Source organism: Streptomyces sp. 15-116A, assembly GCF_025290915.1.
Lineage (GTDB): Bacteria > Actinomycetota > Actinomycetes > Streptomycetales > Streptomycetaceae > Streptomyces.
This window is the reverse complement of sequence record NZ_JAOCQE010000260.1, coordinates 1-9,113: the sequence shown is the minus strand read 5'-3', so window position 1 is coordinate 9,113 and position 9,113 is coordinate 1. Positions and strand designations below refer to the sequence as shown.

The window sequence follows — 9,113 nt, the reverse complement described above, 5'->3', positions numbered from 1 at the left end:
CGCGCTTCCGGTGTTGTTGTGTCTGCCGCCCGCCGGCGCGGGGTGCCAGCAGTTCCGTGCCTGGGCGCCGGCCCTCGCCGGGATCGGGCAGGTGTACGGCGCGCAGTTGCCGGGCCGCGAGAACCGCTGGCGCGAGCCGATGCCGCGGACGTTCGGCGAGGCCGTCGAGGCCATCGCCGGCGAGTTGGGGCCCGTCGTCGCCGGGGGCCGCCCCCTGGTCGTGTTCGGCCACAGCTTCGGCGGGCTTCTCGGCTACGAGGTCGCCCGCCGGGTGCGGCCGGCCGCGCTGGTGGTGAGCGCCTGCCGGGCGCCCGGCCACTGGGACGGCGCCGGGCGGGGCATCGTCGAGGACGACGACGAGCTGGACAAGCTGTTCGACACCGCGGGGCTCGACCCCGCCTTCCTCGACGAGGACACCCGCGCGCTGATGGTCGCGATGCTCCGCAAGGACGCGGTGCTGTCGCTGAGTTACACCCACTCCCCCGGCACCGCGCTGTCCGTGCCCGTGCACGCCTGGCGGGCCGCGGGCGACGACACCGTCAGCGAGGAGGACCTGGCCGGGTGGGCCACGGTCACGACCGGCGCCTTCCAGGTCCACCGCGTCCAGGGCGGGCACCACGCCGTGCTGCGCCGACCGGAGGCACTCCTGGAGCACCTGGCCGGACTGCTGCGGCAGGCCGCCGCCGCACCGGCCGCCACCACCTGACGTCACGTCGGTGTCAGCTCCGTACGCCCGCCCCTGCCGAAGACCCGTGTGCCCGAGCCACAAGCCCACATGACCGAGCCCGGAGGACGTCGTGCCCACCATCTATCAGGTCCTCATCAACCACGAGGAGCAGTACGCGCTGTATCCCGTGGGACGCGAGCTGCCCGGCGGCTGGACGCCGGCCGGGTTCAGCGGCACCGAGGACGAGTGCGTCGCCCACGTGGACGCCCGCTGGAACGACACGCGGCCCCGCAGCGTGCGGACCGCGGCCACCGCGCCCCGGAGCGGGGGCAGTTGAGATGCGCATCGACCTCCTCGACCCCGCGCCCTTCGCCCGCAACGACTTCTGGTCCACGTTCACCTGGCTGCGCGCCCACGCGCCGGTGCACCGGCACCCCGAGCCCGGCGGCGACGGTTTCTGGGTGCTGAGCAAGCACCGCGACATCATGGCCGTGTACGCCGACAGCGACACCTTCAGCTCGGCGCGCGGCATGCGGCTCGGCAGTGACCCGGCGGCCGTCGCCGCCGTCAGCCAGCGCATGCTGATCGTCTCCGACGCCCCGCAGCACACCCGGCTCAAGCGGGCGCTGCACCAGGCGTTCGGGCCGCAGCAGATGCCCCGTCTGGAGGCCCTCGTCGAGAGGGTCGTCGGCGAGCTGGTGGCCGAGGCGGCCGAGCTCGGCGAGCTGGACTTCATCGACCTCGCCAAGCAGCTGCCCAACCGGGTCGTCTGCGCCATGATGGGCATCCCGCGCCCCGACTGGGCGTGGATCGGGGCGCTGACCACCGACGCGTTCGACTCCCCCGACGAGACCGTACGCAGCAACGCGCACTCGGAGATCTTCCTCTACTTCATCGAGCTGCTCGCCGAGCGCCGGGCCCGCCCCGGCGACGACCTGGTCAGCCACATCGCGCACGACACCCTGGTCGACGAGGGGGACGGCACCGAACGGCCCCTGAGCGACGAGGAGATCGTCTTCAACTGCAACGGGGTGCTGTCCGGCGCCAACGAGACCACCCGCTACTCCGCCGCCGGGGCGGTGCACATGTTCGCCGAGCTGCCGCAGCAGTGGGAGCTGCTGCGCTCCCTCGGCCCCGCCGGGATCGCGCCCGCGGTCGAGGAGATCCTGCGCTGGACCACGCCGGGGGTGCACGCGCTGCGCACCGCGGTGCGCGACACGGAGATCGCCGGCACGCGCATCGCGGCCGGGGACCGGGTCACGCTGTGGAACGTCTCCGCCAACCGCGACGAGGACGTGTTCACCGACCCGCACGCCTTCCGGGTCGACCGGCGCCCAAACCGCCACGTCGCCTTCGGCCACGGGCGCCATCTCTGTCTGGGCGCCCGGCTCGCCCGCTTCGAACTCGGTGCGCTGCTGACCGAGTTGCTCGCCACCCTGGACGGTTTCGAGACGACCGGGCCCGTCCTGTTCAACTCGTCGAACTTCACGTGGGGGATCAAGAGTCTCCCGGTGCGGCTGCTGCGCAGCCGGGCTTTCGCACACCGAGAAAGGGCCGCGCTGTGACCACCGCACTCGTAGATTTCAACCGGACCGACACCGGGTTCCCCGCCACCGGGTATGCCGGGCTCCTCGCCGAGCAGGCCGCCCGCACCCCCGGCGCCCCCGCCCTGGTGCAGGGCGAGCGCTCCTGGACGTACGAGGAACTTGAGGCCGTCACCAACCGGCTGGCCCACGCGCTGATCGCGCGGGGCGCGCTCCCCGGCGAGCGGATCGGGCTGTGCTACCCGCGCGGCGCCGAGTACGTCATCGGGTCCCTCGCCGTCCTCAAGACCGGGGCGGCGATCGTGGCGCTGGACCCCGTCAACCCCGACGACCGGCTCGCCGCGATGATCGCCGACGCCGCCCCGCTGCTCGTGCTCACCGCGCCCACGACCGTCCCGCGGCTGCCCGAGGACGTGGAGTGCGCCGACGTCGCCACCGCCGGGCACGGGCAGCCGGACACCCCGGCCGGTGTGGTCACCGGCCCGGACACCGTCAGCCACCTCATCTACACGTCGGGGTCGACCGGCACGCCCAAGGCCGTGCTGGAGCGGCACGGTGCCCTGACCAACCTGGTGCACTGGACCGGGCGGGCCTACGGGGTGCGTCCGGGCGACCGGGCGTCGTGGATGTCCACGCCCGGCTTCGCGGTGCAGATCATGGAGTGGCTGCCGTACCTGCCCCTCGGCGCGGCGATCCACATCCCCGAGGCGGGCAGGGCGCAGACACCCGAGCAGATCCGGGACTGGCTGAGCGCGCAGCGCATCACCCACACCATGCTGGTCGCCGCTCTCGCGGAACCCGTGTGGGGGCTGCGGTGGCCGCACGACACGGCGCTGCGCATCCTGGTGACGACGGCGGAGCGGGTGCACAGCTGGCCGCCGGTCGACACGCCGTTCCGGGTGGTCATGACGTACGGCACGACGGAGACGACCAATGTGCTGACCTGCCTGGATCTGGGCGCGGGAGTCGACTTCACGAGCCAGGCCACCCCCGCGGAGGTGCGCGCCGCACGGCAGGTGCCGGTCGGGGTGCCCATCGCCAACATGCGCGTCCATCTCCTGGACGGGGAGGACCGGCCGGTCGCCGACGGCGAGGTCGGCCGGCTGCACGTCTCGGGCGCCGGGGTGTCCGCCGGGTACCACGGCCGCCCGGAGCTGACGGCGGCCAAGTTCCGGTCGGGGGTCGTCGAGGGCGACCCGTATCCCGTGCTGTACGACACCGGTGACCTGGCCCGCCGCCGGGAGGACGGCGCGCTCGAGCTGCTCGGCCGGTCCGACGCCCAGGTGAAGATCCGCGGTTTCCGTGTGGAGCTGGGCGAGGTCGAGACGCACGTCGCCCGCGCCGACGGGGTCGCCGAGGCCGTGGTCGTCACGCAGGAACGCGGCCCGAACGACAAGCGGCTCGTGGCGTACGTCTCCCCCGGCGGCGACGCGACCGCGGACCCGGGCGCGATCCGGGCGGCCGTGGCCCGCACCCTGCCGTACTACATGGTCCCCGGCACGGTCGTCGTCCTGCCCGCGCTGCCCCGCCTGCCCAACGGGAAGGTCGACCGGCAGCGCCTGCCCGAGCCGCCCGAGCCCCACGAGGGCGCCGGCGCCGGGTACGAGCCGCCGCGCGACGAGGTGGAGGACGGTCTGGTGCGGCTGTGGTGCGAGGCGTTCCGCACCGGGACGGTCGGCATCCACGACAACTTCTTCGATCTGGGCGGGCACTCGCTGCTCGCGTTCCAGCTCATCGACGAGATCCGCCGCCGCTACGGCGTCGAGCTGAGCCTGTCCGACCTGTCGTCCTGCCCGACGGTCGCCGAACTCGGCACCCTGATCGTGACCGAACACACGGGCGGGCGCGGGGAGTTCGGCGGTCTGGCCGCCATCGTCCCCGACCCGGCGGCCCGCTTCGAGCCGTTCCCGCTGACCGAGAGCCAGCAGGCCCTGTGGATCGGCCGCGGCGGCCTGGTGGACCTGGGCAACGTCGGCTGCCACGGCTACTTCGAGTGGGAGAGCGAGCAACTGGACGTGCCGCGGTTCGAGACCGCGTGGCGCCGGCTGGTCGAGCGCCACGACGCGCTGCGCACCCGCATCCTGCCCGACGGCACCCAGCAGGTGTACGAGGAGGTGCCGGCGTACGACATCCCGGTCACCGACCTCGGCGGGCTCGACGCCGAGCGGCGCCGGGCGGAGCTGGACGCGCTGCGCGAGCGGCTGTCGCACCAGGTCCTCGACGCCGACGGCTGGCCGCTGTTCGACGTGCGGATCAGCCTGCTCGGCGGCGGCCGCGCCCGTATCCACCTGTGCCTGGACTTCCTGGTGGCCGACGCGTGGAGCTACTTCCAGGTGCTGATCCCGGACCTGGTGGCCTTCTACACCGAGCCGGAGGCCGAACTGCCGCCGCTTCAGCTGTCGTTCCGCGACTACGTGCTGGCCGTCGGCAGCTCCCTGCGCGACAGCGAGCTGTACCGCCGCTCCGAGTGGTACTGGCGGGACCGGCTCGCCACCCTGCCGCCCGCCCCCGCCCTGCCCGAACGCCCCGCCGGCGGCCCGGCACTGCCCGTGCGCTTCGAGCGGCTCAGCCATGTCGTGCCCGCCGGGCTGTGGGACCGCGTCCAGGAGCGGGCCGGGGAGCGCAAGGTGACCCCGTCCGGGGTGCTGGCCGCCGCCTACGCCGAGATCCTCGGCCGGGCCTGCGGGCAGGCGCGGTTCACCATCAACTTCCCGCTGTTCAACCGGCTTCCGCTGCATCCGCAGGTCAACTCCCTGCTGGCGGACACCACGACCACCCTGCTGCTGGCCGTGGAACAGCGGGAGACCACGTTCGCGGGCCGCGCCCAGGCCGTGCAGCGGCGGCTGTGGGCCGACCTGGAGCACCGCTACTTCAGCGGTGTGCAGGTGCTGCGCGAGCTGACGAGGATGCGCGGAACCCTCGCGCCCGCGATGCCCGTGGTGATGACCAGCCTGGCCGGTCACCCGCCGCAGTACGAGGAGACCGAGCTGGGCGTGCCGGTGTACGGCATCTCGCAGACGCCGCAGGTCTCGCTGGACTTCCAGGTCTTCGAGAAGGCCGGCGGTCTGACCTTCAACTGGGACTATCTGCCCGCCGTCTACCCGGACGGGCTGATCGAGTCCATGTTCGAGGACTTCGTCGCGCTGCTGGAGGCGCTCGGCGAGGAGGAGACCTGGGAGCGTCTGTCGCCGCCGCCCGGCGACCAGGAGGAGGCCGCCGAGCCCGTCGAGGAGCGGGACACCGGTGACGCGTGGGAGCGTTACTGGGCGGGCGTCCGGCGCACCGGCCGCGGTGGCGACGTCATCTGGGACGCGGCGAGCACGGAGGAGTTCCGGTGGCTGCTCGGGCAGGCCCGCCGGCACTTCCGCGACGATCTGCCCGTCATCGACCTCGGCTGCGGCAACGGCCGCTACAGCCGCGAACTCGCCCCGCACTACCCGCGGGTGGTCGGCGTGGACGTGTCCGTCAGCGCCGTCGAGCACGCCGAGCGGGAGGCCCGCGCGGAGGGCGTGGCCAACGTCGCGTACCACGCCGTCGACATGACCGACGCCGAGCAGGCCGGCGCCCTCGGCGAGGGGCCGTACAACATCTTCGTCCGCGGTGTCTTCCACGTCCTGGACGGCGCGGCCCGGGCCCGGCTCGCGGCCGTCGCGGGACGGCTGCTCGGACCCGACGGGGTGCTGATCGTCCACGAGCCGGACTACTCCGGGAACTCCTTCGGCTACCTCGGCTTCGTCGGCGGCAAGCGCGGCCGCGCCGAGGACCTGGTCGCGCCGCTGGAGGCCGCCGGTGTGCGGCACTCCCACCGCTTCACCCGGCCGGAACTGAGCGCCGCCTTCCCCGCGGACGACTGGGAGGTCCTGGAGGACCGGCCGATCCAGCTGCACGCCATCGACCCGCAGTCCGACGCGGAGGCCCTGCTGCTGCCGGGCTACTACGCGGTCCTGCGTCGCAGGCGCTGAGCACGGCACGGCCCCCTGGGACTCACGAACACGACACCATGCGGCCGCGGGCGGTGTCCCGCGGCCGCCCCTCCCTTTCTCGGTGAAAGACTTCTTCTCGGTGAAAGACTTCGGACCGTGGAACGACGAACTGCCGACCGGCTGCTGAGAGCACACGCACAGGCGATCGGGGGGCTGGCCCGTGAGACGACGGTCGCCGCCGCCCTGGGCCGGGTCCTCGCCGTGCAGGCGCAGGACCTCGCCGCGGCGGGCCTCGGCCTGCGTGCCCGCGTGGCGGGCCTGACCGCCGAGGACGTACGCCGGGCCACCGACGTCGAACGGACCGCCGTACGCGGCTGGTTCATGCGCGGCACCCTCCAGCTGGTGCCCGCCGCCGACGTCCGCTGGCTGCTGGGCCTGTTCGGCCCGGTGTACCTGGCCCTCGGCGCGCGCCGGCTGCGGGAACTCGGCCTGGACGAGGCCCTGTGCGATCGGGCGGAGCGGCTGATCGTGCGGGCCGTCGACGGCGAGGGCCCGTTGACCCGGGCCGAACTCACCGAGCGGCTCACGACGTTGGGCGTGGAGCCCAAGGGCCAGTCGGCCTTCCACCTCATCCGGCGCACCGCGCTGTCCGGGCTGATCTGCCACGGTCCCCAGCGATCCGGTGAGGCCACCTTCGTCCTGCTCGACGACTGGGTGCCGGGCACCGGCCCGCTGCCGTTCACGGGAGATGCCGCCTGCGCCGAACTCGCCCGCCGTTACCGCGCGGGATACGGGCCCGCGGACGCCGCGGATCTCGCCCACTGGTCGGGGCTGCGCGCGAGCGTGTGCAAAAAGGCCTGGGCGGACGCCGGTGAAACGCCCGCGCAGGACGCGGAAGGCCTGGCGCGCGATGATGTGCGGCTGCTCCCGGCGTACGACAACTACCTTCTCGGATACCGTCGCAGGGAACTGTCGGTGCCCGCCGAGCACGAGCGCCGTGTGTGGCCCGGCGGCGGGGTGATCCGGCCGACGGTCGTGGTCGACGGCTGGGCCGTCGGTACCTGGTCGGGCGGCCGGCGCGGCGGCCCACCGGTGGTCGAACCATTCCCCGGGAGCGGGGAGTTCGACGAGGCGACGGCGGCGGGGATCGCCCGGGAGAGCGCCGACATCGCCCGCTTCTCCGGCGTCTACGAAACCTCTCATACGCTCTCTACACCGAATCTCCGGCCGCCCGGATGCGTAACCGGTCCCTAACCCGCCCTTCCTACGGTCAGTGCCGTCCGACAAATCCGTCCCCAATCAGAAAAGGGCGTCGACATGGCACTCGGTCGGCATTCCGATTTCAACCGCCTGTGGTTCGGGCAGACCGTCAGCAACTTCGGCGACAAGATCTCCCTGCTCGCGCTGCCCACCCTCGCCGTCGTCTTTCTCGACGGGGGAGCGTTCGAGGTCGGTGTCCTCGGCGCACTGCGTTTCCTGCCCTTCCTCCTGCTGGCGCCGGTCGCCGGTCTCGTCGCCGACAGGTTCTCGCGCCGCAGCATCATGATCGTGGCGGACCTGGGCCGCTTCCTGGCCCTGGGCTCCATCCCGCTCGCGTTCGCGCTGGACTCCGTCACGATGGCGCACGTGTACGTCGTGGCCGGACTCGCCGGCATCCTGACCGCGTTCTTCGAGGTCTCGTACCAGTCCTGGCTGCCGCAGCTCATCGGCACGGAGAACCTCGTCGAGGGCAACACCAAGCTCCAGATCAGCCGGAGCGTCGCCGAGGCCGTCGGCGCCGGCGCGGGCGGTGCGCTGATCCAGCTGCTCGGCGCGGCACGCGCCATCACGGCGGACGCCTTCACCTTCCTGGTCTCGCTGGTCGCCCTGCTGCTCATCCGGCACCGTGACACGCGGGCGAAGGTGGAGGAGACCAAGGCGTCCGCCAAGGCCGAGATGAAGGAGGGCCTGAAGACCCTCTTCGGCAACCCCGTCCTGCGCGGCCTGTTCACCGCCAACGTCGTGGTCAACCTCGGTGCCGCGATGGGTGACGCGCTGCTGATCGTGTACGCGTACAAGGTCCTCGACCTGAGCCCCGGTCAGGTCGGCGCGGCGTTCGCCGTGATGTCGGTGTTCGTGATCGTCGGCGCGGTCCTGTCCGAGATGGTCACCAAGGTGCTCACCGTCGGCCGCACGCTGGTGCTGACCGCGGTCGTGCTGGGCGCCGGGTACATCCTGGTGCCGACGGGCGGCGCGGTCGCCGGTTTCGCCGGCCTGATCGTGGTCCAGGCCGTCATCGGCTTCGTGTCCCCGATGTTCGACATCCACGTCCTGAGCCTGGTGCAGGGCGTCACGCCCAACGAGCAGATGGGCCGGGTCAGCGGTACCGCGCTGGCGGCGGTCTACGGCGCCCTGTCCATCGGCTACTTCGCGGGCGGCGCGCTCGGGGAGGTGCTCGGTCTGACCGGGGGGCTGGCCATCGCCGGAGCGCTCAGCATCATCGGCGGTCTGACGCTCCTCGGGGGCCCGGTCGCCGCGATCAAGGAGATGCCGGGCGGGGACGCACCCGCCGAACCGGACGCCCCGGACGCCGACCCGGCGCAGTCCACCACGGACGGTGCGAAGGTCGGCGCCTAGGCCGACCGGGACACGTCGGAGGGGGTGCCGGCCGGTCCGGCACCCGCTCCACACCCACGCGGCGCCGCACCGGCGCACCGACACGAGGCGCGGGGCCGGGTCCCGCACACCGGCCGGGCAAGCACACCGGCGGGGGAAGCACACCAGTCGGGAGGCACACCGGGCCGGGGAGCCAGCCCGGGAACCACACCGACCCGGGAGCCACACCGCCCCGGGAAGCCGGCCGGGGAAGCAGACCACCCCGGGAAGCCGGCCCGAGAAGCAGACCACCCCGGGAGGCACACCGGCCCGGGAGGCGCGTCGCACTGAGGCGCCGTGCGGCGCCTCGCCCGAGCGGCGGCGAAGCGAGGGAAGCACCCGCAC

The 9,113-nt window shown here is 73.1% G+C and carries 6 protein-coding genes; all 6 read left to right on the top strand.

Features of this window, described 5'->3' with window-relative positions; translation table 11 throughout:
- Window positions 1–706, top strand: a 706-nt coding sequence (locus N4P33_RS28735; RefSeq protein WP_260829771.1) for a thioesterase II family protein, incomplete at its 5' end; no start/stop codon positions are given.
- Between the two features lie 91 nt (window positions 707–797).
- On the top strand, window positions 798–1,004 hold the full coding sequence (locus tag N4P33_RS28730; RefSeq protein ID WP_260829769.1) for an MbtH family protein: 207 nt from the start codon (window positions 798–800) through the stop codon (window positions 1,002–1,004).
- A gap of 1 nt (window position 1,005) precedes the next feature.
- Window positions 1,006–2,232, top strand: coding sequence for a cytochrome P450 (locus N4P33_RS28725; RefSeq protein WP_260829768.1), 1,227 nt, complete (start codon window positions 1,006–1,008; stop codon window positions 2,230–2,232).
- Window positions 2,229–6,173, top strand: coding sequence for an amino acid adenylation domain-containing protein (locus N4P33_RS28720; RefSeq protein WP_260829766.1), 3,945 nt, complete (start codon window positions 2,229–2,231; stop codon window positions 6,171–6,173). Before N4P33_RS28725 ends, N4P33_RS28720 begins: the two co-directional genes overlap by 4 nt.
- 117 nt (window positions 6,174–6,290) lie before the next feature.
- Window positions 6,291–7,388 (top strand): winged helix DNA-binding domain-containing protein, encoded by a 1,098-nt coding sequence (locus N4P33_RS28715; RefSeq protein ID WP_260829765.1) that lies wholly within the window; start codon window positions 6,291–6,293, stop codon window positions 7,386–7,388.
- A 63-nt stretch (window positions 7,389–7,451) separates the two neighbouring features.
- Window positions 7,452–8,750, top strand: coding sequence for an MFS transporter (locus N4P33_RS28710; protein ID WP_260829763.1), 1,299 nt, complete (start codon window positions 7,452–7,454; stop codon window positions 8,748–8,750).
- Window positions 8,751–9,113: the final 363 nt, after the last annotated feature.